We start from the raw sequence: 22,992 nt of genomic DNA, 5'->3' as shown, positions 1-22,992 counted from the left end.
CTTGTTATTCATCTTTCGGATACTCAATCGTTTTGTAGCTGACGACTTTATTGTTTACCATGATTTGATAGTACCCTTTTTGGTCAGGTTCAATCTTTAGTTCAATCGTCCGTTCGGTCGGCTCTTTTATCTTAAATTCCTCGTAAGTGTCAGAGATGCTGTGATCCGCATCGTCAATTGCGATTTGCACTTCAAGCTCATCCCCTTCATTTTCCGGTTCATAAGGGATGTCAACCTTTTCTTTCACTGTTTTGGCAGGTTTTTTCTCAGGTCCCAGAGAGAACGTTACTTCAACTTCGTTTCCCGGCTTTACTGCCTTTCCTGCTGCTGGTTTTTGTTTGACAACTTGTCCTTCTGGAACGTCATCTGCGTATGTTTCTTTTTCTATCAGCTTCAGTCCGTTGTCTTCCAGATATCCAGACGCTGCTTCTTTACTGTACGTTTTTAAGTCTCTAAGCGTAATGTCTTCCGGCCCGATACTGACTGTGAGTTTGACTTGGCCTTCACTCGCTACAATTTCAGTCCCTGCTGACGGATTCTGCTCAATGACAGTGCCCGCGCTTTTCTCGTCGTTCACTTCATCCACCGTTACATGTGTAAATCCCTGATCTTTTAATGCTTTTTTTGCCTGATCAACCGTTTGGCCTGTCACATCACCGATCTCTGTTTTCGCTTTGCCAGTGCTCTTATAAAGCGTGACCGTTGCGCCTTCTTTGACTGTAGAATCCGCTTTAGGGTCCGTTTTTACCATCAGGCCTTCTTTCATTTTCTCATCTGAGATTTCTAATACCTCGGAATCAACCTGCAAACCGGCTTTTTCCAAAATGTTTGCCGCCTTCTTGTATTCCATTCCAGCGACATCAGGTATTTTTACATCTTTAGGCATAAAAAGCGATGGGAAAACGGTAACAGCGAGAATTCCAGCTGTAATGAAAATGATGCATATCGTGAGCAAAATCCACGGCCACTTTTTTCTTCTGCCGTTTTTCTTTTTTTTACCGTCTTGGATGGGTGTCGATTCAGCTTCTTTTTCGCCAGCAGCTTTCGCTAGCTCTTCATCTTTAATGATAGGGATCGCTTTTGTCACTTCTTCATCTTCTTGAACTGTAAATCTTTCTTCATTGAGTCTGTCGGCATCAAAAGCTGTTTGGATATCCGCTTCCATGTCTTCAGCGGTTTCGTAGCGATGAAAAGGATCTTTGGCAGTTGCCTTTAGGATGATGTTTTCAACGCTTTGGGGGATCGACGGATTCCACCTTCTCGCTGAAGGGGTTTCTGTCTGAAGATGCTTTAATGCAATACTGACTGCTGATTCTCCATCAAACGGGATACGGCCGGTTAAGAGCTCAAATAGAACGATTCCAAGCGCATAAATATCCGATTTTTTTGTTGCCAAACCGCCCCGCGCCTGTTCAGGCGATAAATAATGAACTGAACCCAGCACAGAGTTGGTATGGGTGATGGTAGTCGAACTGAGTGCCATCGCAATTCCAAAATCCGTCACTTTGATATTTCCCATGTGGTCAATCAAAATATTATGCGGCTTAATATCTCTATGAACAATCTGATTTTGATGGGCATGAGCGATGGCCGAGACAATTTGCTCCATGATGCTCAGCGCTTCTTTAGGGTGAAGCGGCCCGTTTGCTGTTATGTATTCTTTCAGCGTCATGCCTTCAACGTATTCCATGACAATATAATAAATATCATCTTCCTCGCCCAAATCGTAAATGCTGACAATATTCGGGTGATCAAGGCTTGATGCGGATTGGGCTTCTCTGCGGAAACGTCTGATAAACTCATTGTCGTTTGCATAGTCAAACCGCAAAATTTTGATTGCCACTTCACGGTCTAGAATGATATCTTCAGCTAAATACACGTTGGCCATTCCTCCGCCGCCTATGACGCGGAGAATTTGGTAACGTCCGCTGATTCGCTTGCCGATTAGCACTGATCTTCACCCACTTCAGCATGTAAAGCAAGCTCAAGCAAAACTGCTGTAATGTTGTCTTCTCCGCCATTCTGATTGGCTTTGTCCACGAGCAGGTTTACTTTTTCCTGAGGAGCTGAATCGCTTTGCAGGATGTCTTTTAATTCAGTGCCTTCCACTTTATTCGTCAGTCCGTCAGAACATAGCAGCAGTTTATCACCGGCTTCAATGTCAAAGGAACGTGTGTCAATGCTGACTGACCGATCTGTTCCGAGTGCCTTTGTCAGCACATTTTTTCGCGGATGATGTTCGGCGTCTTCTCTGGAAATTTCTCCGGTCCGAACCAGTTCATTTACAAGCGAATGATCTTCTGTCACTTGAATGAAATCATTGTCCTGAAGCAAATAGCATCTGCTGTCACCTATATGAGCAACAGAAACCGTTTTTCCTGTAAAAAGCGCACACACAATTGTAGTCCCCATGCCTTGGCATTCCTCATGAGCTTGAGCATGATCGTATATTTTGCTGTTTACTGCAAGAATCTGTTCAGTGAGCCAGCCTTCACATTCTGAAGGCGCAACTGGAATCGCCGCAGCTTCATTCCATTTCTCTTCCATGGCTTTCACAGCCATCTTGCTTGCAACATCTCCAGCAAGATGGCCGCCCATGCCATCAGCGACAACCGCTAATACAAATTCATCTTTTCCCTTGAATATCCCCGCATCATCTTCATTATGCTGGCGGATTTTTCCTGTATCTGTTTTTAAGGCTGTTAACAACCTTCATCACCTCGTCTCGTCTTGACGCTCCTTCGCGCGAAGCTGACCGCAGGCTGCGTCAATGTCATGTCCTTGCTCTCTTCGGATTGTGACATTTACGCCGCGGGATTTCAGCGTTTTCTCAAAAGCAAAAATCTGATCACGCGGTGTGCGCACATAGTCCCGTTCAGGTACATAGTTTACTGGAATCAAGTTTACGTGGCATTTGACCCCTTCTAATAGGTCGGCAAGCTCTTCAGCGTGCTCGACCTGGTCGTTTACGCCTCCGAACAGCCCATATTCAAAGCTGATACGGCGTCCCGTTTTGTTAATATAATATTTAACGGCCTCCATTAAATCAGGCAGCTTGTATGCTCTGTTAATTGGCATCAAACGGCTTCTGATTTCTGTATTCGGCGCGTGCAGAGAAATCGCAAAGTTAATCTGCATTTGCTGATCAGCAAATTCGTAAATTTTCGGGATGATTCCGCTTGTAGAAACTGTAATATGACGAGCACCAATATTAAGGCCCTTGTCATGGTTAATGATTTTCAAGAATGCGAGCATTTCATTAAAGTTATCAAAAGGCTCACCGATTCCCATGATCACGACAGAGCTGACGCGTTCATCAGTTTCATCAAGAGCTTTTTGAACTTTGAGCACTTGAGCGACAATTTCACCCGCTTCAAGGTTTCGTTTCAAGCCTCCGAGCGTTGACGCGCAGAATGTACAGCCAATACGGCATCCAACTTGTGTTGTTACACATACAGAATTGCCATACTCGTGTCTCATTAATACAGTTTCGATTGTATAGCCGTCATGAAGCTCGAACAAGAACTTCATTGTACCGTCTTGAGAGGTTTGTTTAACTGCCGTTTTCAGGGTTGTTAGCACAAAATAAGTGCTTAATTTCTCACGCAATTCCTTTGACAGGTTTGTCATGTCTTCAAAAGAAGAGACGCGTTTTTCATATAGCCATTCAAAGATCTGTGCCGCGCGGAACGGTTTCTCCCCGTTATCTGTCAGCCATTGTTTGATTTCATCTAATTCAAAAGAATAAATAGAGGGACGCTCCGTCCGCAATTCTTTTCTTGCTTTTGTTTTTTTTAGTTCTGCCATTGTTATCCCTTCTTTCTCATGCTGCAAATAAAGAAACCATCTGTTCCGAAATAATGAGGAAGGATTTGCAGCCTTCCATCCCGAACAAAGGGTCTCGCCTTTTCGGGCAGCCGCTTTTCAAGAGACAAATCGGGTTCAAAATCAGGATGTTCTTGTATAAACGCATGTATAACTTCGTCATTTTCTGTCCGGTCCATTGTACACGTACTGTAGACAAGAGTGCCACCTTTTTTTACTAATGGTGCGATTTCCCTCAGAATTGACTGCTGAATTTCAGCAAGCCGGGCGCTGTCATCAGGCTTTTTCGTGTATTTCATGTCCGGCTTTCTTCGGATTACGCCAAAACCTGAGCACGGAGCATCGACCAATACCCGATCAAACTGTCCGTGTTCAAATGTTTCCCCTGCTTTTCTCGCATCCATTGTTTTCGCATCAATGATCGTGAGGCCAAGTCTGTCTGCGGCTTCTTTGATCAGCTTCACTTTATGTTTGTGAAGATCAAGCGATGTCACGCTTCCTTTGTTCTCCATCAATTCTCCGATGTGAGCCGACTTTCCGCCAGGAGCAGCACATGCGTCAAGCACCGTTTCGCCAGGCTTGGGATCAAGGGCACGCGCAACAAGCATTGAGCTTTCATCTTGGATGGATACGTCACCGTTTTTGAAGAAATGAGTTCCAGCGATAGATCCCTTTAAGAGCTTCACCGCATCCTCAGCGAGGTCGCCTTTTTCAACCTCGATTCCTTCTTCAGCCATTCGATCAAGCAAATCCGCTCTGTCTGCTTTCATGTGATTGATCCGCAGTGTCTGCTTCGGCGGAATAAGGTGAATGCGGCAAATCTTTTCAGCTGCATCAAATCCATACGCATCAGCCCACTCTTTCACGAGCCATTCCGGATGGCTTGTCTCTGTCGCCAGCCTGCGAACAGGCTCTTCGATGACGTCAAAGGAAGGAACGCCTTCGCGCTGTACGGAGCGAAGCACACCATTGACAAATGAGGCAATGCCCTTATGTCCGCGCTCTTTAGCAATCTCAACCGCTTCATGAATGGCTGCCCTGTCTGGAATCTTCTCCAAATATTCCATTTGATATAAGGAAAGGCGGAGAAGCTGAATGACCCACGGTTTCACTTTTTGAGGCTTATTAATAAACGGCTTCAGCATATAATCAAGCGCGATCTTATTTTGCAATGTCCCATAGACGAGTTCAGTCAACAGCCCTCTGTCCTGATCACTCAGTTCATTTGATTTAATCACCGATTTAAGGAGCAGGTTGCTGTATGCCTGGTTTTGTTCTAATTTGATCAGCGCCTCAAGGGCGATATCGCGCACACTATTTTTTTTCATTGTTTACTCCTAACTTTTCACCAGCTTCAACATGAGCGCCGCGTACAAAATCCTCGCCTTTCATCCGTTTTTTTCCTGCTGGCTGAAGTTCGGTCAATAAAAGAGCCGTATCGTTACCTGTGGCAATGATAACCCCTTCCTTTTCGACCGCAATGACTGTGCCGGGTTCAGCTTGTTTTGGTGCGGGTGTTTTTTTCGCTGCCCACACTTTCAAATTTTGTCCATTAAGAGTCGTATAGGCAACAGGCCAAGGATTTAATCCGCGAACCTGATTATAAAGCTCTTCGCCCGTTTTAGACCAGTCAAGCAGCTCCTGCTCCCTTTTGATATTAGGCGCGTATGTCGCTTTCCCTTCATCCTGCTTTTCTGGTGAAATACTGCCAGCAATGACGCGCGGGACCGTTTCAGACAATAGCTTCGCACCAGCTACGCTTAATTTATCATGCAGTGTTCCGACATTGTCGGATTCTTCAATATCCACTTCCACTTTTGAGATCATATCGCCGGCATCCAATTTTTCTACCATATACATAATGGTAACACCGGTTTTTTTCTTTCCCTGCAGGATAGAATAATGGATCGGAGCCCCCCCGCGCAATTCTGGTAAAAGAGACGCGTGAACATTAATACAGCCGTGTTTCGGGCCGTCAAGCAGCTCCTTAGGCAAAATTTGTCCGAATGCTGCCGTTACGATAAGGTCTGGCTTTAATGCCAGCACTTTCTCAATTTCTTCTATCAATCTGACTTTTTCCGGCTGCAAAACAGGGATGTCGTGACGCAACGCCTCTTCCTTTACAGGAGGAGGTGTCAGCACTTTTTTTCTCCCCTTCGGACGATCAGGCTGTGTGACGACTCCCACTACGTCATAACCATCCTCTATCAGGGTCCTTAAAACAGGAACTGAAAAATCCGGCGTTCCCATAAATACGATTCTCGTCATCAAATCATCCTTCCATATCCGCTAGTTCATCTTCTGTATAATATTTACTTATTTTCGTTGTAAACAGCACACCGTCTAAGTGGTCCATTTCGTGCTGCACAGCTCTCGCTAAAAAGCCTCGCGCTTCTAGAGTGAAAGGTTTTCCCTGGCGGTTAAACGCACGCACTTTGACATAATCGGCACGTGTGACATCCCCATAGACGCCAGGAAAGCTCAGGCATCCTTCAATTCCGGTTTGTTCACCGCTTTTTTCTACAATTTCGGGATTAATGAGATCAATTCTGCCGCTGTCATCCCCGATATCTACAACCGCTATTTTTTTCAAAATGCCGATTTGCGGCGCTGCCAGTCCGACTCCATCCATTTCAAGCATGGTATCGTACATATCATCAAGCAGCTTTTTTAGCTTTTTATCAAAAACAGTCACGCTTTCCGCCGGTGTTTCCAAAACCTCCGCAGGATGTGTGACGATCCTTTTTACTGCCAATTTGTAACCCTCCAAGACGCGAGATCTTACATCATCATATAAGGATTCATATCAATTGAAATCATTACATGCTTTTGTTCAATTTCTCGTTTATAATGTTCCAGTATCTTCTTCAATAAAGCGGATAACTGGGTTTCCTGTTTGTATTTTATCACGCATTGATAGCGATATCTATCTTTGATCCTTGCTATCGGCGACGCGCTTGGCCCGAGAAATTTCGTGTCAGTTCCGCAGTTTGTCTTCAAATAGTGTGCGATTTTTTCAGCTGTCACAGCTGCTTTCGCCACTTCCTCATGAGAAACAGTCACAAGAGCCAGATAGTAATAGGGCGGATAGGATTGCTCTCTCCTGTGCGTCATTTCATGCTGATAGAACGTTTCGTAATCGTGCGTCTTCGTCAGCTGGATGCTGTAATGAGACGGTGTGTATGTCTGAATGATGACACGGCCGGGTTTTTCATGTCTTCCTGCCCGCCCGCTGACTTGCGTTAACAGCTGAAATGTTTTTTCGGCCGCTCTGAAATCCGGAATATGGAGTGTTGTATCAGCACTTAACACGCCAACAAGTGTGACATTCGGGAAATCAAGCCCTTTGGCAATCATTTGTGTTCCGAGAAGAATATCCGCTTTTCCTTCTCCGAAAGCTGTCAATAATTTTTCATGAGCGCCTTTTCTTGAAGTCGTATCAACATCCATTCGAATCACTCTCGCATTTGGGAGAACTTTTGTCAGTTCTTCTTCCACTCTTTGCGTTCCTGTTCCGAAAAAGCGTATATGCTCGCTTGCACATTCGGGACAAGTATGCGGAACAGGCTCTTCATGTCCGCAATAATGGCATTTCAACCTTTGGCCGTAACGGTGGTACGTCATGGAAATGTCGCAGTGCGGGCATTGAGGCACATATCCGCAATCCCTGCACATGACAAACGAAGAGTAGCCTCTTTTATTTAAAAACAGCACTGCCTGCTCGCCCTTGGCAATCGTTTCTTCAAGTTTTTCCATCAATTCAACTGAAAACATCGAGCGGTTGCCATTTCTGAGCTCCTCTCTCATATCGACAAGCGAAACCTCAGGCATCACCTGGTGGTTCACACGATGCTTGAGTGTAAGAAGTTCGTACACACCTTTTTGCGCCCGTGCATATGACTCTAATGTCGGCGTTGCACTTCCCAGCATTACAGGACAGCTGTGATGCTCGGCTCGCTTGATCGCCACTTCTTTCGCATGGTAGCGCGGCATTTCTTCTTGTTTATAAGAGGATTCATGCTCTTCATCGATGATTATCATTCCAAGATTTTCAAACGGCGCAAAAATAGCCGATCTTGCGCCAACAACAAGCCGCACTTCCTTTCGGTGGATTTTGCGCCACTCGTCATATTTTTCCCCTGTAGATAATCCGCTGTGCATGACTGCTACCTGAGAGCCGAAGCGGCCCTTGAAGCGGTTGACCATTTGCGGCGTCAGCGAGATTTCCGGAACGAGCACGATTGCTTCTTTTCCTTTTGCCAGTACTTTTTCAATTGATTGCAAGTAAATCTCTGTTTTTCCGCTTCCTGTCACGCCGTGAAGGAGAAATACTTTATGCTCTTCATTGTCCAGCGTCTGGCGGATTGGCTCAAAGGCAGCGCTCTGTTCGTCTGTCAGCGGAAGCGGTTCTGTTTTTTTGAACATTTTGTCCTGATAAGGATCTCTGTAAACTTCTTCATAACTTTCCTTCAACAGCCCTTTTTGAATAAGGGTTTTAATGGTCGCAGAGCTCGCGTTTGTTTTTTTGCATAAATCTGCCGCAGGGATCTTCATCCCTTCCGGCTCAGCAACGAAAAAATGAAGAATGGCCTGTTGCTTGGCTGCTTGGCGGGATAATCCCTCAGCTTGCATGCTAAGCTCTTCTTTCCCCGCATTTGCCTGAATGTGCCTGATCATTTTTTTATTGGCTTTTTGCGCGACTTTATATGTCACGTCAATGCTGCCTTTTTGAACATACTTTTGTATCAGTTTCAGCGTATTATGATCAGGTATATCGGAATACAGCAGCGTCTTCGTTTCAGAAAACAGCTGTCCCACTTGCGGCGGAAGATCAGCGCCTTGTGCGATTTTCAGCTCTTTTTCATATTTCGCCTTTAGTGCGGCTGGGAGCATCGCTTGAAGCGCCGTTATTTTAAAAGACAGCGTTTTGTCGGACAGCCATGATGACAAATCCATAAGCTCCTCTGTCAAAACAGGTGTAAGATCCAATAAATCCTCTACTTCCTTGACAGATTTCCCTGAGAGATCTGATGCATCTTTGACAGCTGTCACAAACCCTTGAATTTTACGGGGGCCAAACGGGACAATAACTCGCATACCCGTTTTGATCATCCCTTTAAGATGGTCTGGGATTTTGTAATCAAAAGGCCTGTCTATATTTTTGGTGCTGACATCCACGATGACTTCGGCAAAATTCATGAGCGCTCTCCGGTTTGTGTTGAAAGAGCTGCAATTTCTTGAAGGATTTCAAAGGAAACATCGAGCTTAGACATGATCGGAAGCTCACGTTTACGCCCATCTTTGAAAAAAAGTGTCACGATGTTCGTATCAGCACCAAAACCTGCCCCGTTTGCTTTCACATCATTTGCCACAATGATGTCGAGATTTTTAGCAGCGAGCTTTTTACGGGCATAGTGTTCAACATCTTGTGTTTCAGCCGCAAATCCGACCAATAGCTGCTCTTGTTTTTTCTCACCCAACTCTTTCAAAATATCAACCGTTCTTTTCAATTCAAGGGTCATACCGCCGTCTTGTTTTTTCATTTTGTGATCAGATACTGTTTTCGGCGTGAAATCAGCTACCGCAGCTGTTTTGATGACAATATCACTCGAGTCATACACAGAAAGCACCGCATCGCGCATATCTGCAGCAGACTGAACAGGGATAAACTGAGCAAGACCTTTCGGCTGCTTCAGCGAAACAGGGCCGGAAATTAAGGTTACCTGTGCGCCGAGCTGGACAGCAGCCTCCGCTAATGCATATCCCATCTTACCTGTCGACCTATTGGTGAAAAACCGGACTGGATCAACCGCTTCTCTTGTCGGGCCGGCTGTAATCATCACGCGTTTTCCTTTTAAGGGAGCGTTTTTTTCTTCAGCAAAATGTTTTTCGGCTAGCTTGACGATATTTTCAGGCTCTTCCAGTCTGCCTTTTCCTACGTAACCGCATGCCAAATAACCCTCGCTCGGCTCGATAAAACGATAGCCATCCTGATAAAGAACAGAAATATTTCGTTTAACCGCCGGATGATCATACATGTGAACGTTCATTGCCGGTGCGATCCACACAGGAGCCGTTGCTGCTAATAATGTTGTCGTCAGCATATCATCGGCAATACCGTTTGCCAGTTTTCCAATCACATTAGCCGTAGCCGGCGCGACGATAATCAAGTCAGCCCAATCTGCAGCATCAATATGTGAAATGACGCTTGGATTTTGTTCTTTAAATGTATCCGTATATACTTCATGGCGGCTCAATGCCTGAAATGTCAGCGGTGAGACGAACCGGCAAGCTGATTCAGTCATAATGACTTTGACATTGGCTCCCGCCTGAACCAGCTTGCTCGTTAACGCACAGGCTTTATAAACAGCGATGCCTCCGCTCACACAAAGTAACACATTTCGATTGTTAAGCAATGACTTCTCCCCCTCTGCACTTTATAAAAACCGCACGGAAAAAAATAACAACCTACATGATATAGGTTGCTACTTGTGCTACTATTCGTGGTCTTCCTTTTCAAACGAAAGCAGGCCTGCATCAATTTCTTCTAAAGCTTTGCCTACATATTTGTGTGAAATCGTATGTTCAATCATTTGGTCTTTTCTGATTTGCATTTCACGGGCACGTCTCGCGGAAACAGTCACGAGTGTGTATTTAGAATCTAATTTATTCATCAAAGAGTCAATTGACGGATCTAACATATGTTATTCAACCTCCAGCATTTTCTTATATCTTGGTGCAACCCGCTCGCGCTTCAAATGTTCAGCGAGAACGATTGCTTTGATTTTATCGCAAGCCTTTTCAACATTATCGTTTTCAACGACATAATCATAAGCATCCATCATTTCGATCTCAGCTTTTGCGGCTTTCATTCGATTTTCAATCAGAGCATCTGTTTCTGTTCCTCGTGTCACGATTCTGTTCTTCAGTTCAGAAAGGCTTGGAGGCGCAAGGAAAATAAACAGGCCTTCAGGGAAAGCATTTCTCACTTGAAGGGCGCCTTGAACTTCGATTTCTAAAAAGACGTCTTTTCCATCTTGAAGCGTCTGTTCAACATAATCGACAGGCGTACCGTAATAATTGCCGACATACTCTGCCCATTCAAGCAGCTTATTGTCTGCAATCATTCGCTCGAATTCTTCTCTCGTTTTGAAAAAGTAATCGACTCCGTTCACTTCGCCCTCACGCGGACTTCTTGTGGTTACTGAAATCGAATATTCAAATTTTGTGTCTTCCTGCGAAAAGATCGCTTGCCGAACCGTTCCTTTACCAACTCCTGAGGGACCTGAGAGAACGATTAATAACCCTCTTTCTTTCATGCGGCAATTATCCCTGCCCTTCATCCATAATTTCTTCTTTAACAGAAAGTCTGTGTGCAACTGTTTCAGGCTGGACGGCAGATAAGATAATGTGATCACTATCCATGACGACAACTGCACGGGTTCTTCGTCCGTATGTAGCGTCAATTAGCATTCCGCGGTCTCTTGCATCCTGAATCATCCGTTTGATTGGCGCAGACTCCGGGCTCACAATCGAAATCATCCGATTAGCGGAGATAATATTGCCAAATCCGATATTAATCAGTTTAATCGTCATCTTCTACGTTCCCCCTGTAAAATAGACGTCTCTAGTTTAACCTAGTAAGCCCGTCTGTAAACAATACGCACAGTCACTATTCTATATTTTGCACTTGTTCTTTTATTTTTTCAATAGAACTTTTCATTTCGACGACAAGCTTTGTGATCTGATGATCATTTGCTTTCGAGCCGATTGTATTTGCTTCCCGATTCAGCTCCTGAACGAGAAAGTCGAGTTTGCGCCCGACAGCTCCGCCTTCAGCTAATATATCACGAAACTGGGCGAAGTGGCTCTTTAATCTGGTAATCTCTTCAGTAATATCAGAACGGTCTGCAAATATAGCGCATTCTGTTACAAGCCGGCTCTCGTCTAATACATCTTCAGTCCATTCTTTTATTCTGGCATATAGCCGTTCCCGATAGCGAGATACGACATCCGCTGCCAGCAATTCAGTTTCTTTCACCAGCTCTTCAAGCTGATCGATATGCGTCAGGCAGTCTTTCGCTAAAAGCTGTCCCTCTTTTTCACGCATTTCACAGAGACCTTTTACCGCATCCTCTGCAGCAGCGATGAGCAATGCCTCCAACTTGTCATTTTGCGTCTGTTCTTCATGAATCTGAACGACATGATCAAGCTTGAAGAAATCCATGACATCAGGCTCTGCAGGCAATTGATACCGTTTCTTCATATCTCCCGCAGCTGTGACGAACTCATCGAGCAGCGGCCAATCAATTTCAAGTCTTTTCTCTACAAGCATATCGCTATCAACGGATACGAAAAGCTCAATTCTTCCGCGCTGGATATGCTGCAGAACCGTCTGTTTCAGCTTATCTTCAAAATATAGCAAAGGCCTTGGCAAACGAGCGTTCACTTCTTTAAACCTGTAATTCACAGATTTAAGCTCAACGCTTACAGAGAGATCGTCTTGTGTTTTGCTTGCACTGCCGAAGCCTGTCATACTTCGTATCATTTTAAAACACCCAATTCTCCCCTGTTTTCATAATAAAAGGGCAATAGACATGCTATTACCCCTAAGATTATATCATATGAATTTATTTTTTTCTTGTCAAAAGTGACCCAGCCAGCAAAAAAGTAGGGATAGCGGACATGCCGATGACGAGCATCCAGTCTCCCGGCGTGATGGCCACAGTCTGGAAGATCGGCTGAAGCGGCGGATAGTAGATCACAACAAGCATCAGCAAAATGGATGACAATACCGCACCGATCAAGTACATATTTTGAAACGGATTTCTGGAAAAAACAGATGTCTCGCTGCGGCAGTCAAAAACATGAATGAGCTGAGCCAGCACCAATGTGGCAAATGTGATCGTCTGGGCATAAGCCAAGTTCTCGGGATTCCGGTGATACACAATAGTAAACGCTAGTATCGTAGCAGCTCCAATTAAAAACCCTCTGGAGATGACCTTCCATCCAAGCTTGCGGGCAAACACCCCTTCTTTCGGATGACGAGGCTTCCGCTTCATTACGTCTCCTTCCGGCTGATCCATGCCAAGAGCCATTGCCGGCAATCCGTCCGTCACCAAGTTGACCCACAAAATCTGAATCGGCACGAGCGGCAAAGGGAGGGCGAGCAGCATCGCAAACAGCATGACAAGGATTTCTCCGACGTTAGAAGCCAGCAGGTATCTGATAAACTTTCTGATATTTTCATAGATGTTTCTGCCCTCTTTTATCGCAGATTTGACCGTGGCAAAATTATCGTCCACGAGGATAAGGGATGATGCTTCTTTGGCAACATCTGTTCCGGTAATACCCATAGCGACTCCGATGTCAGCTTGTTTAATAGCCGGGGCGTCATTGACGCCGTCTCCAGTCATCGCCACAATATGCCCGTTTTCCTGATAAGCTTTTACGATTTTCAGCTTGTGCTCAGGAGAAACGCGGGCAAAGACATACACATCCTCCACCGCATGAGAAAGCTCTTCTTGAGAAAGTTCATTCAGCATCTTGCCGTCCATGATTTTGCCGTTTTTCGGAAGGAGGCGCAAATCTTTCGCAATCGCTTTAGCGGTCTCCACATGATCGCCTGTAATCATGACGGTCTTAATACCGGCTTCACGGCATTCTTTAATCGCTTGTCTGACCTCCGGCCGCGGCGGATCAATGATTCCAGAAAGACCGAGCATCGTCAAGTTTTTTTCCGCCTGCTCCATAGACGGTGTTTCACCTGCTTTTACCGGCTTATAGGCGACTGCTATCGTTCTGAGCGCTTGGGATGCCAGATGTCTTAATACCGCCTCTGTTTCTGCTTTTCTCTCATTTGAGAAAAGTGCCGCTGAGCCGTCATAATAAATACGGGAAGAACGCTGCATCAGCACGTCGGGAGCGCCTTTTGTAATGATATACCGCTTTCTGTCTGGACCTTCTACAATGACAGTCATCATTTTCCGTGCAGAGTCAAATGGAAATTCCTCAATCACCCGGTAGTTTGCTTTAACAAACTCCTTTGAAAAACCGCCTTTTCTTGCCGCGGTGAGCAGCGCTCCCTCTGTCGGATCTCCGTCAAGCACATATTCGCCGTCTCTTTTCTCAATATTAGAATTGTTACAAAGCGCTCCGAACAGCAGCATTTGCTGAAGCGGTATATGCTCCTTCACACTAATCTCTTTTTCGTTCAATGTGAAGCTTCCTTTCGCTTCATAGCCGGTTCCTGTCACTCTCCATGTTTTCCCTCCGGACCAAACATGAGTTACCGTCATTTTGTTTTGCGTCATTGTTCCTGTTTTATCTGAACAAATGATAGACGTACATCCAAGCGTTTCAACCGCAGGGAGCTTCCTTACGATTGATTTTTGCTTAATCATCCGCTGCACGCCAAGCGACAGCGCCACTGTTACAATCGCCGGGAGCCCCTCTGGAATCGCGGCGACTGCTAACGACACACCCGCTAGAAACATGCTATAAAGATCATGCCCCTGGATAACACCGACAGCAACAACAAGCACCGTTAGAAGCAAGGCAACTATGATTAAAATCTTCCCGAGCTGCTCCAGCCTTCTTTGCAGCGGGGTTGACAGCGTCCCAGCTGAATCAAGCATATCGGCAATTTTCCCCATTGCCGTATTCATTCCCGTACCCACGACGACCCCAACACCGCTGCCGCGGGTCACAATCGTACCCATAAATGCCATGTTGGTAATATCGCCGAGCGACACATCCGGTTTTTTCAATTGATCAGCATGCTTCACAACCGGGATTGATTCCCCGGTCAGCGTCGATTCTTCTATTTCAAGGCTTTTCGCTTCGACAATTCGAACGTCTGCGCCAATCCTGTCACCGCTCGTAAATTTCACAATATCCCCTGGCACAAGTTCCTTAGAAGGGATCTTTGTCCAGCTTCCCTCCCTGAGCGCCATGACATGCGGAGTTGAAAGTCCTTTTAAGGCCTGAAGAGATTTCTCAGCACGCCTTTCTTGAAAGAAGCCGAGTATGCCATTCACAAACACAATCGCAACAATTGCAACCGCGTCTACATATTCACCAAGAAATCCTGAGATTAACGTTGCCGCCAAAAGCACAAGCACCATAAAATCTTTGAACTGTGCGAAAAACAAGAGAAGCGCTGATGTTTTTTCCCCTTCTTGCAGTTCGTTTGGCCCATGCTTGTCGAGGCGTTTTTTCACCTCTTTTTCTGTTAACCCTTGTTTCATGGACGTATTGGTTGCCTCTAGTAAATCTGTTTGTCCCATTTCATGAAACTTCATTCCGTTCGTCCACTCCCCTGCTCTCATATAGAGATATCACTCTATAAGCATGCTTATTCTGACTCGTCCCATTTCATGCTATAATTATCGAATGCAGGAAGAATGAGAGGGTGTATTGCATATGTCGTTTGATGGTGTGTTTACATACGGAATGACACATGAACTGAACGAGAAAATAACGGGCGGACGAATTACGAAAGTCCATCAGCCATATAAGCACGATGTGATTTTTCACATCCGCGCCAATGGAAAAAACCAAAAACTATTATTATCGGCACATCCGAGCTATTCACGGGTGCATATCACGACACAGGCTTACGAAAACCCAAGTGAACCGCCAATGTTTTGCATGCTGCTGAGAAAACATATCGAAGGCGGATTTATTGAAAGAATTGAACAAGCGGGCTTAGACCGCATTATGATTTTCCATATTAAAAGCCGAAATGAAATTGGCGATGAAACCGTCCGAAAGCTTTATGTAGAAATTATGGGACGCCACAGCAATATCATTTTGACAGACGGAGCAGAAAACATAATTATCGACGGACTTAAGCATTTATCACCGTCAATGAACAGCTATCGCACCGTACTGCCCGGCCAGGATTATAAGCTTCCGCCGGCCCAAAACAAAATCTCACCGCTGGCGGCAACAGAAGACGATATTTTACGGCATCTCCATTTTCAAGAAGGCCGGCTGGATCAACAAATTGTCGAGCACTTTTCAGGCGCGTCTCCGCTTTTTGCCAAAGAAGCGGTTCACAGAGCGGGTCTTGCCAATAAAGTCACATTGCCAAAAGCATTGCTGGAGCTTTTTGCTGAAGTAAAAGAGCACCGCTTTATTCCCAACATTACAACCGTAAACGGAAAGGAATATTTTTACCTGCTGGAGCTGACGCATCTAAAAGGCGAAGCGCGCCGTTTTGATTCACTAAGCGAGCTGCTCGATCGTTTTTACTTCGGAAAAGCTGAACGAGACCGCGTCAAACAGCAGGCTCAGGATCTTGAACGATTTGTTGTCAATGAACGAAAGAAAAATGCCAACAAAATCAAAAAATTAGAGAAAACACTGGAGTATTCAGAAAACGCGAAGGAATTCCAGTTATACGGCGAGCTCTTAACAGCGAACTTATATATGCTGAAAAAAGGCGATAAACAGGCTGAGGTCATCAACTATTATGATGAAGAAAGTCCGACAATCACCATTCCTTTAAACCCGAACAAAACGCCTTCTGAAAATGCGCAGGCTTACTTCACGAAGTATCAGAAAGCGAAAAATTCGGTTGCGGTTGTCGAGGAGCAGATCAGGCTGGCGCAGGAAGAGATCGAATACTTTGATCAGCTGATTCAGCAGCTTTCGTCTGCTTCTCCCCGAGATATCAGCGAAATCAGAGAGGAGCTTGTGGAAGGCAAATATTTACGCCCTAAGCAGCAAAAAGGGCAGAAAAAACAAAAGCCGCACAACCCGGTTTTAGAAACATACGAATCCTCCTCAGGCCTGACAATTTTAGTAGGGAAAAACAACCGCCAAAATGAATACTTAACAACAAGAGCGGCCGCGAGAGACGATATTTGGCTTCACACGAAGGATATTCCCGGTTCCCACGTTGTCATCAGAAGCAGCGAACCGGATGAGCAAACAATTCTAGAAGCAGCCACAATTGCAGCTTATTTTTCAAAAGCGAAAGAATCAAGTTCAGTGCCTGTAGATTATACAAAAATCAGGCATGTCAAAAAACCGAACGGCGCGAAGCCCGGCTTTGTCACCTATGACAGCCAGCATACCGTCTTTGTCACACCTGATGCTGATACCGTCATTAAGCTGAAAAAAAGCTGAGCCGCATAAAGAAAAGCCAGAGCATTGTACGCTCTGGCTTATTTCTTCCTTCTTATTTGATAAAGGCTGTCAACTTCGGCAACAAAATTGACGTCAATCTGCTCATTCACTTTTTCAGCCAGCTGCTTTGTGTGCTTCGGACTGGCTCCGTTTGTCGAAACAGACACTGTGACATGCCCTCTTTTTACGATTTTCGGTATGTACACGTTGCCAAGCTGAGCATCACTGACACAATTGACAAGCTGGAAAGGCGAAACGGATTGGGCAATTTCTTTGTTCACTGCCGCATTATCCGTCGCGGCAATAATCAAAAAAGCGTCTTGGTAATCTTCTTTCTCAATCGCGCGGCTGACCAATTTGATGCGATGATTGTCTGCCATCTGCTTGATCTCCGGTTCAACTTCCGGACTGACAAGCGTAATATCAGCCCCCTCAGAAAGCACTGTTTTCAGCCTCCTGAGAGCGATGCTGCCGCCTCCTGCAATGACGACCTTTTTCTTTTCCAGGCTAATGTGCAGCGGAAGCATATGAACCTCCGTCAAAATCAAATTGACCCTCAGGATTTTCGGCAGTTTCTCTCACTCGGTTCAAAAATGCGTTTTTTACATGAGGGTGGAAACCGATATAGGAAGAGAGGTAGACATTCGGATTGTCAGTCTTTAATTTCTGTACCTCTCGTTCGATTTCTTTCATCAACATACCCGTAAAAAGCAAATATGGAACGACGAAGGTGGTCAAGCCGTCATCTGTTTTAAGTTCTGAAAAAACCTCTTTGTAATTCGGACCGCATGCTGTTAAAAAGCACGGGATAACTTCCTTGACCGGAATCATATGTTGAAGAAGGCTGGCAATACCTGTTACGTCTCTTTTTACAGCGGGATCCGAACTTCCCCTCCCGATGAGCACGACTCTGGCATTTTCGTACGGAACTCCTATGTCTTTCATTCGGTGATAGACGGCTTTGACTACTTCTTCATCAATTCCAATCGGGTTTCCGTACGAAATGCGGACTGAAGGATAGCGGGATGCAGCGCGCGCAATTTCTTCGGGAATATCATATTTTGCATGCGCAGCTGTTAAAAGAAGCAGCGGCACCACTGCGATATGAGTGGCGCCTTGCTTCACACACGCTTCAAACCCTTCCTCAATTGACGGCTCCTGAAGCTCTAAAAAGCTGATTTCCTGTACAGGCGCAGAGATATGCGCCTTGCATCCTTCCAAAAAAGCAGCGGCTTCTTGCTGCGCTTTTTTTACCCGGCTGCCGTGACCGACATATAAAATCGCTTGTTTCATTTTACAACGCCTCGCTTAAATCTTGTTTTTTCAGCTCAGATTCAAACCATTCCAGCTTATAGTGATAATTTACAACATTTCCAATGACAATTAAACTCGGATTTTTAATGTCTTCTTTTATCACCGTTTCTGAAAGGGTGTCAACTGTACAAAAAACAGATTTTTGCTTGTCCGTTGTTCCCCAGTGAATAAAGGCTGCCGGCGTAGAACCATCCCGTCCGTTTTCAAGAAGTTTCCTTTCAATCTGCTGTACGTTTTTGATCCCCATATAAATGACAAGTGTATCAATTCCCGTAGCGATCGCTTTCCACTTTTCTTCAAAATCTTCTTCGTTTTTATAGTGGCCCGTTACAAATGCGACATTAGAGCCCGCATCCCGATGAGTAACAGGAATCCCGGAATAAGCGGCTGCCGCGATGCCTGACGTAATGCCGGGGACGATTTCAAACGGAACTCCATTTTCATAAAGGCATTCCGCTTCTTCCCCTCCTCTGCCGAACACAAAAGGGTCTCCGCCTTTCAGTCTGACAACGGTTTTCCCTTTTTGCGCATACTTCACAAGAAATCGATTAATGGTTTCCTGTTTCATCGTATGAAAATCTGGAAGCTTCCCGCAGTAGATCAGGTCGGCTTGCTCTTTGGCATATTGCAAAATCTCTTCATTTACTAATCTGTCATATAAAATGACATCCGCTTTTTCAATGGCTTTCAGCGCTTTAATTGTCAGCAGATCAGGGTCACCGGGACCCGCTCCTACAATATATACTTTCCCCATCGTATTTCCCCCGATCTATTCGAGTTCTTCCAGAGTATTCGCTGTAATGTTATTCTCGCTTGCATTCCCGCATCTGAGAAGAACACAGCAGATCACATTCAGCTCAATTTTTGTTTAACAAACTCGATCAGCTGGTTTTTGCATGCTTCACGATCCTGCTGTCCTGAATCAAGAACGAGCTCCGGTGCTTTTGGTTCTTCATAAGGAGAATCAATTCCTGTAAAGAAAGGAATTTCTCCGTTTCTTGCTTTTTTGTAGAGCCCTTTCGGATCTCTTTGTTCACAAATATCGAGGTCGCATTTAATGTATATCTCATTGAATTCGCCTGCTGCCACAAGCTGGCGAACCTGCTCTCTGTCCTCCCGGAAAGGAGAGATAAAAGCAGTAATTACAATGGTTCCCTGCTGAACAAAAAGCTTTGCCACCTCTCCGATGCGGCGGATGTTTTCTTTACGGTCTTCATCAGAAAAACCAAGATCCTTATTTAAGCCGTGGCGGATATTATCCCCGTCCAGCACAATAACTTGGTAGCCCTGCTCAAACAATTCTCTCGCAGCAGCATTGGCAATGGTTGATTTGCCTGAGCCGCTTAACCCTGTCAGCCAGAGAATGGAGCTTTTATGCTTATTTTTTTGCTGGTATTCTTCTTTTGTAATAGACGCTTCATGCCATACAATATCGCGATTTGTCACTGCCAGTCCTCCTTAAGATACGCCTGCTTCTTCTTTTTTCTTCATTCCTCTGATTAACACTTCTACCACTTCCGCGCGGCTGAATTCTGCTGGCGGGAGAATACCATCTCTCAGCATGCCTCTTACCTTAGTGCCTGATAAAATAACGTGATGTTCTCTGCCGTGAGGGCACGTTTTCGCCGTCCCCATATTTCCGCATTTTTCACAGAAGAAGCTATGCTCGAATTTCAGCGGTGTAATCCCCAGCTCTTCGGGTTTAAATGTATCGAACAGCTCTTGCGCCTCGTATGTGCCGTAATAATCACCTACACCCGCATGATCGCGGCCGACGATGAAATGCGTGCAGCCGTAGTTCTTTCTAACCAGTGCGTGAAAAATCGCTTCTCTCGGCCCTGCATAACGCATCGCTGCTAAAAAGACGCCGAGGAACACTCGGTCTTTCGGATAATAATTATCAAGAAGGACTTGGTAGCTTTCCATCCGTACATCAGCCGGGATGTCATCAGATTTCGTTTCACCTACCAGCGGGTTTAAGAACAAGCCGTCTACTGTTTCAAGAGCTGTTTTTTGAATGTATTCATGCGCTCTGTGAACAGGATTTCTTGTTTGGAAACCGACAATGGTTTCCCAGCCTTTTTCCGCAAACTGGCGTCTTGTTTCGGCTGGTTCAAACGTAAACTCAGGAAACTGCTTTGATGCTTTTTTAATCAAAGTGATTGGTCCGCCGACATATGTATTGCCGCGGCTGAACAGCTTTTTAACACCCGGGTGCTCTTGCTCATCCGTTTTGTATACATTGACCGCTTCTTTTTGTTTATCAGGCACGTATAGATCTTCAACTTGGATAACCCCGTATGTTTCTCCTTCATATGTTAACTTAACCGTTTCGCCGATTGACAGTTCCGCTGCTTTCTCCGCATCGACCGGAAGCGTGATTGGAAGGGACCAGACAACACCTGAAGAAAGACGCATGTTTTCGACAACAGATACGTAATCTTTTTCATTAAAGAAGCCTTCGATCGGGCTGTATGCGCCGATCCCCATTAATTCCAAATCTGCGAAAGAAATTAAATCAAGTTCAATTTCTTTTTGAATACCGCTCACATCATATGATTCATCTACTCTGTTTACTAATGTTCCTCCGTGTGGTGCTAAGCTCATAATATCAATTTCCTCCTAGTTTACTTATAGATTAACTCAGATTAATGGTCAGATTCCCCCGCCTTGTTCGTGGACAGTGCGTCTCTCTTTGCGAATGGCCTTTGTCAGGCTGATGGCACCGCCTGCCGCTAAAAGCACACTTACCATAATAAAGATTGAATAATAATCACCTTTTAAAAACAAAGATACAAGAAGATAAGAAATCGATAAGGATAAAAACGGAGATACAATCCATACCTTCAGCATCGTTTGAACGACTTGTTTATGAAACACGTTCGGGCCGTTTTTGGCCATGCCGATTCCGATAATTGATGATGACGTGACTTGCGCTAAAGGCACCGGCATCCCAAATACAGAACTGATGATCACCAGTCCGGCACCTGTACCGGATAAGAGAATGCCTTCGCCTTTTGCGAATCTCGTAATTTTCTTCCCGTTTGTCTCTAATACCCGCCGGCCTAATAACAGCGCGCCAAGAGCAACAAAAATTCCCCCGTACAAGGTTCCTTTCGCCACATCAAGCACACCGGCCGCAACTAATGGGCCAACGGCATTTGCAACATTGTTCATGCCGGCAGAAAATGCTTCGAAAAATCCGGCACCTAACAAAACAATGCCAAGGATTTTTTGCTTTTTAGAAGATTTAATTTCAATTTTAAAATAACGAAACAGCTTAGATACGAAATAAGTGAAAGCGAAGGCGAACAGCGGGACAACAATCCAAAACGACACAATGACCAAAATTTTGTTTACAAACAATACTTTGTAAGCCACTCCCACTCCGACAACAGCACCGACTGTTACTTCGCTTGTCGATAAAGGAATGCCAAGAAGATTAGCCGTAAAAAGCGAAAGCGCAGCGGCTCCAATAATGATGCAAACAATCGTCAGTGTAATCGTCTGTTCGGGGATAATCCCGGAGCTGATGGTTTTGACGACCTCGCCTCCGCCAATGACCGCCCCTGACAGTACGCCGACTGCACACAGGATTAAAGCGTAGGTTTTTCTTTTGACGGCTCCAGAGCCATAAGCGACTCCCATCGAAGCTGCTGCACCGCTCGCACCAATATTCATTGCGAAAAACAAGCTAAATAAAATAGCGGCTAGTTCCATTTTCCAGCTCCTTATTCATGCAGTCCGCATTCTGTTTTCGCCATACCATTCCATCTGCCTGAACGTAAATCCTCTGCGGTAAAAGCAGGCGCCGTACAAGGCGCACAGCCAATACTTGGATATCCTTGGTCATGAAGTGGATTGTAGTCCAGCTCATTCCGGGATGTGTATCTCCATATGTCTTTCCAAGTCCAATGGATGAGCGGGCATACTTTTACTGATTTGAATTTTTCATCTTTGTTTAAGAAATTCGTATTGGCGCGGCTCGGTCCTTGATCGCGGCGCAGACCAGACAGCCAAGCTGGATGTCCTGAAAGCGCCTCTCGTAAAGGAACGATCTTTCTAAGATAGCAGCACTGATTCGGCTCTCTTTCCCACAATTTGTCCCCATGTTCTTCGGCTTGTTCCTCAAGGGTAAGGTCTGGTTTTTTCAAAATGATATTAAGACCCGGATAACGCTCTTTCACTCGCTCAATCGTTTCATAGGTTTCTTTAAAATGAAGCCCTGTATCAAGAAACACAATCTCTGCGTCTTTTTTCACTTTATAAATTAAGTCAATGAGAACGATCCCCTCAATTCCGAAACTGCAGGCATAAACAAGCTCATTGCCATAATGGCCGTATGCCCATTTTAAAACTGACAGCGCTCCTTTATAAGGATCGTCTTCGGGAAATGTAATCGTTGGTTCTTCCCAATTATCATACGTTAACATTTCTCATTCCTCCTTTCGGAGACAAACAAACAGTAGCTTTCTGCCGGTTGTCTTTTCCCATTTGTAATGTGATGTGCGGCTGTTGTTATGACAGACAGCCTTTCTTCCTCTTAAAACAAAAAACTTTCAATCCGGCGGAAAGAAAGACAGGAACAGTATACAGCCCTTATCTTTCAAAATGGATTCATTTTGCTGGAAGTAGCACCTTACAAACTATTGCAGGTTGCCGGGCTTCATAGGTCCAGTCCCTCAGCCGCTCTTGATAAGTTTTTAGATTTGTAGT

21 protein-coding genes and 1 riboswitch are annotated in these 22,992 nt (G+C 45.1%); of the genes, 1 reads left to right on the top strand and 20 read right to left on the bottom strand.

Annotation, left to right across the window (positions count from 1 at the left end; genetic code table 11):
- Nucleotides 1–4: 4 nt before the first annotated feature.
- The 13 genes from pknB to BTW01_RS02940 form a co-directional block, all read right to left on the bottom strand.
- The gene (gene pknB, locus BTW01_RS03000) at nucleotides 5–1,951 is read right to left on the bottom strand and encodes a Stk1 family PASTA domain-containing Ser/Thr kinase (RefSeq protein WP_162101552.1); all 1,947 of its coding nucleotides are present in this window, start codon (nucleotides 1,949–1,951) and stop codon (nucleotides 5–7) included.
- Nucleotides 1,945–2,709 (bottom strand): Stp1/IreP family PP2C-type Ser/Thr phosphatase, encoded by a 765-nt coding sequence (locus BTW01_RS02995; RefSeq protein WP_162101551.1) that lies wholly within the window; start codon nucleotides 2,707–2,709, stop codon nucleotides 1,945–1,947. Before BTW01_RS02995 ends, pknB begins: the two co-directional genes overlap by 7 nt.
- 6 nt (nucleotides 2,710–2,715) lie before the next feature.
- Nucleotides 2,716–3,807: a 23S rRNA (adenine(2503)-C(2))-methyltransferase RlmN gene (gene rlmN / locus BTW01_RS02990; RefSeq protein ID WP_162101550.1), complete on the bottom strand. Its 1,092-nt coding sequence runs from the start codon at nucleotides 3,805–3,807 to the stop codon at nucleotides 2,716–2,718.
- A 2-nt stretch (nucleotides 3,808–3,809) separates the two neighbouring features.
- Complete coding sequence (gene rsmB / locus BTW01_RS02985; RefSeq protein ID WP_162101549.1) at nucleotides 3,810–5,153, bottom strand: 16S rRNA (cytosine(967)-C(5))-methyltransferase RsmB; 1,344 nt, start codon at nucleotides 5,151–5,153, stop codon at nucleotides 3,810–3,812.
- Nucleotides 5,140–6,093 (bottom strand): methionyl-tRNA formyltransferase, encoded by a 954-nt coding sequence (gene fmt, locus BTW01_RS02980; RefSeq protein WP_162101548.1) that lies wholly within the window; start codon nucleotides 6,091–6,093, stop codon nucleotides 5,140–5,142. The genes rsmB and fmt overlap by 14 nt, the downstream gene beginning before the upstream one ends.
- 4 nt (nucleotides 6,094–6,097) lie before the next feature.
- The gene (gene def, locus BTW01_RS02975; RefSeq protein ID WP_225494064.1) at nucleotides 6,098–6,580 is read right to left on the bottom strand and encodes a peptide deformylase; all 483 of its coding nucleotides are present in this window, start codon (nucleotides 6,578–6,580) and stop codon (nucleotides 6,098–6,100) included.
- Between the two features lie 26 nt (nucleotides 6,581–6,606).
- Nucleotides 6,607–9,024 carry a primosomal protein N' gene (gene priA, locus BTW01_RS02970; protein ID WP_162101546.1) on the bottom strand — a complete coding sequence of 806 codons (2,418 nt, stop codon included), beginning with the start codon at nucleotides 9,022–9,024 and terminating at the stop codon, nucleotides 6,607–6,609.
- Nucleotides 9,021–10,241, bottom strand: a complete 1,221-nt coding sequence (gene coaBC / locus BTW01_RS02965) for a bifunctional phosphopantothenoylcysteine decarboxylase/phosphopantothenate--cysteine ligase CoaBC (protein ID WP_162101545.1) — start codon at nucleotides 10,239–10,241, stop codon at nucleotides 9,021–9,023. Before coaBC ends, priA begins: the two co-directional genes overlap by 4 nt.
- Before the next feature lie 81 nt (nucleotides 10,242–10,322).
- Nucleotides 10,323–10,526 (bottom strand): DNA-directed RNA polymerase subunit omega, encoded by a 204-nt coding sequence (gene rpoZ, locus BTW01_RS02960; RefSeq protein WP_162101544.1) that lies wholly within the window; start codon nucleotides 10,524–10,526, stop codon nucleotides 10,323–10,325.
- A gap of 3 nt (nucleotides 10,527–10,529) precedes the next feature.
- On the bottom strand, nucleotides 10,530–11,144 hold the full coding sequence (gmk, locus tag BTW01_RS02955; protein ID WP_162101543.1) for a guanylate kinase: 615 nt from the start codon (nucleotides 11,142–11,144) through the stop codon (nucleotides 10,530–10,532).
- Between the two features lie 7 nt (nucleotides 11,145–11,151).
- Entirely contained in the window at nucleotides 11,152–11,421 is a 270-nt protein-coding gene (gene remA / locus BTW01_RS02950; RefSeq protein ID WP_003154355.1) for an extracellular matrix/biofilm regulator RemA, read from the bottom strand.
- 76 nt (nucleotides 11,422–11,497) lie between these two features.
- Nucleotides 11,498–12,373, bottom strand: a complete 876-nt coding sequence (locus BTW01_RS02945) for a YicC/YloC family endoribonuclease (RefSeq protein WP_162101542.1) — start codon at nucleotides 12,371–12,373, stop codon at nucleotides 11,498–11,500.
- 82 nt (nucleotides 12,374–12,455) lie between these two features.
- The gene (locus BTW01_RS02940) at nucleotides 12,456–15,128 is read right to left on the bottom strand and encodes a calcium-translocating P-type ATPase, SERCA-type (RefSeq protein WP_162101541.1); all 2,673 of its coding nucleotides are present in this window, start codon (nucleotides 15,126–15,128) and stop codon (nucleotides 12,456–12,458) included.
- Nucleotides 15,129–15,249: 121 nt separating this feature from the next.
- Between BTW01_RS02940 and rqcH the strand changes: the two genes are divergently transcribed.
- Entirely contained in the window at nucleotides 15,250–16,962 is a 1,713-nt protein-coding gene (rqcH, locus tag BTW01_RS02935; RefSeq protein ID WP_202923585.1) for a tRNA modification protein RqcH, read from the top strand.
- Between the two features lie 38 nt (nucleotides 16,963–17,000).
- Here the strand turns inward: rqcH and sirC are convergent, their stop codons facing one another.
- The 7 genes from sirC to BTW01_RS02900 form a co-directional block, all read right to left on the bottom strand.
- Nucleotides 17,001–17,489 (bottom strand): precorrin-2 dehydrogenase, encoded by a 489-nt coding sequence (gene sirC / locus BTW01_RS02930; RefSeq protein ID WP_162101539.1) that lies wholly within the window; start codon nucleotides 17,487–17,489, stop codon nucleotides 17,001–17,003.
- Nucleotides 17,470–18,255: a sirohydrochlorin chelatase gene (sirB, locus tag BTW01_RS02925; RefSeq protein WP_162101538.1), complete on the bottom strand. Its 786-nt coding sequence runs from the start codon at nucleotides 18,253–18,255 to the stop codon at nucleotides 17,470–17,472. Before sirB ends, sirC begins: the two co-directional genes overlap by 20 nt.
- Before the next feature lies 1 nt (nucleotide 18,256).
- The gene (cobA, locus tag BTW01_RS02920) at nucleotides 18,257–19,030 is read right to left on the bottom strand and encodes a uroporphyrinogen-III C-methyltransferase (protein ID WP_162101537.1); all 774 of its coding nucleotides are present in this window, start codon (nucleotides 19,028–19,030) and stop codon (nucleotides 18,257–18,259) included.
- A 98-nt stretch (nucleotides 19,031–19,128) separates the two neighbouring features.
- The gene (gene cysC / locus BTW01_RS02915; RefSeq protein WP_162101536.1) at nucleotides 19,129–19,722 is read right to left on the bottom strand and encodes an adenylyl-sulfate kinase; all 594 of its coding nucleotides are present in this window, start codon (nucleotides 19,720–19,722) and stop codon (nucleotides 19,129–19,131) included.
- A 12-nt stretch (nucleotides 19,723–19,734) separates the two neighbouring features.
- Entirely contained in the window at nucleotides 19,735–20,883 is a 1,149-nt protein-coding gene (sat, locus tag BTW01_RS02910) for a sulfate adenylyltransferase (protein WP_162101535.1), read from the bottom strand.
- A gap of 48 nt (nucleotides 20,884–20,931) precedes the next feature.
- Nucleotides 20,932–21,996, bottom strand: a complete 1,065-nt coding sequence (cysP, locus tag BTW01_RS02905; protein ID WP_162101534.1) for a sulfate permease — start codon at nucleotides 21,994–21,996, stop codon at nucleotides 20,932–20,934.
- Between the two features lie 11 nt (nucleotides 21,997–22,007).
- Nucleotides 22,008–22,709 (bottom strand): phosphoadenylyl-sulfate reductase, encoded by a 702-nt coding sequence (locus BTW01_RS02900; RefSeq protein WP_162101533.1) that lies wholly within the window; start codon nucleotides 22,707–22,709, stop codon nucleotides 22,008–22,010.
- Between the two features lie 163 nt (nucleotides 22,710–22,872).
- Nucleotides 22,873–22,978, bottom strand: a riboswitch (SAM riboswitch).
- Nucleotides 22,979–22,992: the final 14 nt, after the last annotated feature.

It is taken from the genome of Bacillus sp. SKDU12 (assembly GCF_010093085.1).
Taxonomy (GTDB): domain Bacteria; phylum Bacillota; class Bacilli; order Bacillales; family Bacillaceae; genus Bacillus; species Bacillus mexicanus.
The sequence above is the reverse complement of the archived record's forward strand: the minus strand, read 5'-3'. Positions and strand labels throughout refer to the sequence as shown.

Excerpts from the sequence above, each read along its gene's own strand:
- sirC (WP_162101539.1), bottom strand. The coding sequence starts at position 17,489 with ATGCTTCCGCTGCACATTAGCCTGGAAAAGAAAAAGGTCGTCATTGCA.
- sirB (WP_162101538.1), bottom strand. The coding sequence starts at position 18,255 with ATGAAACAAGCGATTTTATATGTCGGTCACGGCAGCCGGGTAAAAAAA.
- cobA (WP_162101537.1), bottom strand. The coding sequence starts at position 19,030 with ATGGGGAAAGTATATATTGTAGGAGCGGGTCCCGGTGACCCTGATCTG.
- remA (WP_003154355.1), bottom strand. The coding sequence starts at position 11,421 with ATGACGATTAAACTGATTAATATCGGATTTGGCAATATTATCTCCGCT.
- BTW01_RS02900 (WP_162101533.1), bottom strand. The coding sequence starts at position 22,709 with ATGTTAACGTATGATAATTGGGAAGAACCAACGATTACATTTCCCGAA.
- sat (WP_162101535.1), bottom strand. The coding sequence starts at position 20,883 with ATGAGCTTAGCACCACACGGAGGAACATTAGTAAACAGAGTAGATGAA.
- gmk (WP_162101543.1), bottom strand. The coding sequence starts at position 11,144 with ATGAAAGAAAGAGGGTTATTAATCGTTCTCTCAGGTCCCTCAGGAGTT.
- fmt (WP_162101548.1), bottom strand. The coding sequence starts at position 6,093 with ATGACGAGAATCGTATTTATGGGAACGCCGGATTTTTCAGTTCCTGTT.
- rsmB (WP_162101549.1), bottom strand. The coding sequence starts at position 5,153 with ATGAAAAAAAATAGTGTGCGCGATATCGCCCTTGAGGCGCTGATCAAA.
- priA (WP_162101546.1), bottom strand. The coding sequence starts at position 9,024 with ATGAATTTTGCCGAAGTCATCGTGGATGTCAGCACCAAAAATATAGAC.
- rpoZ (WP_162101544.1), bottom strand. The coding sequence starts at position 10,526 with ATGTTAGATCCGTCAATTGACTCTTTGATGAATAAATTAGATTCTAAA.
- BTW01_RS02945 (WP_162101542.1), bottom strand. The coding sequence starts at position 12,373 with ATGATACGAAGTATGACAGGCTTCGGCAGTGCAAGCAAAACACAAGAC.
- rqcH (WP_202923585.1), top strand. The coding sequence starts at position 15,250 with ATGTCGTTTGATGGTGTGTTTACATACGGAATGACACATGAACTGAAC.
- BTW01_RS02940 (WP_162101541.1), bottom strand. The coding sequence starts at position 15,128 with ATGAAGTTTCATGAAATGGGACAAACAGATTTACTAGAGGCAACCAAT.
- rlmN (WP_162101550.1), bottom strand. The coding sequence starts at position 3,807 with ATGGCAGAACTAAAAAAAACAAAAGCAAGAAAAGAATTGCGGACGGAG.
- cysP (WP_162101534.1), bottom strand. The coding sequence starts at position 21,996 with ATGGAACTAGCCGCTATTTTATTTAGCTTGTTTTTCGCAATGAATATT.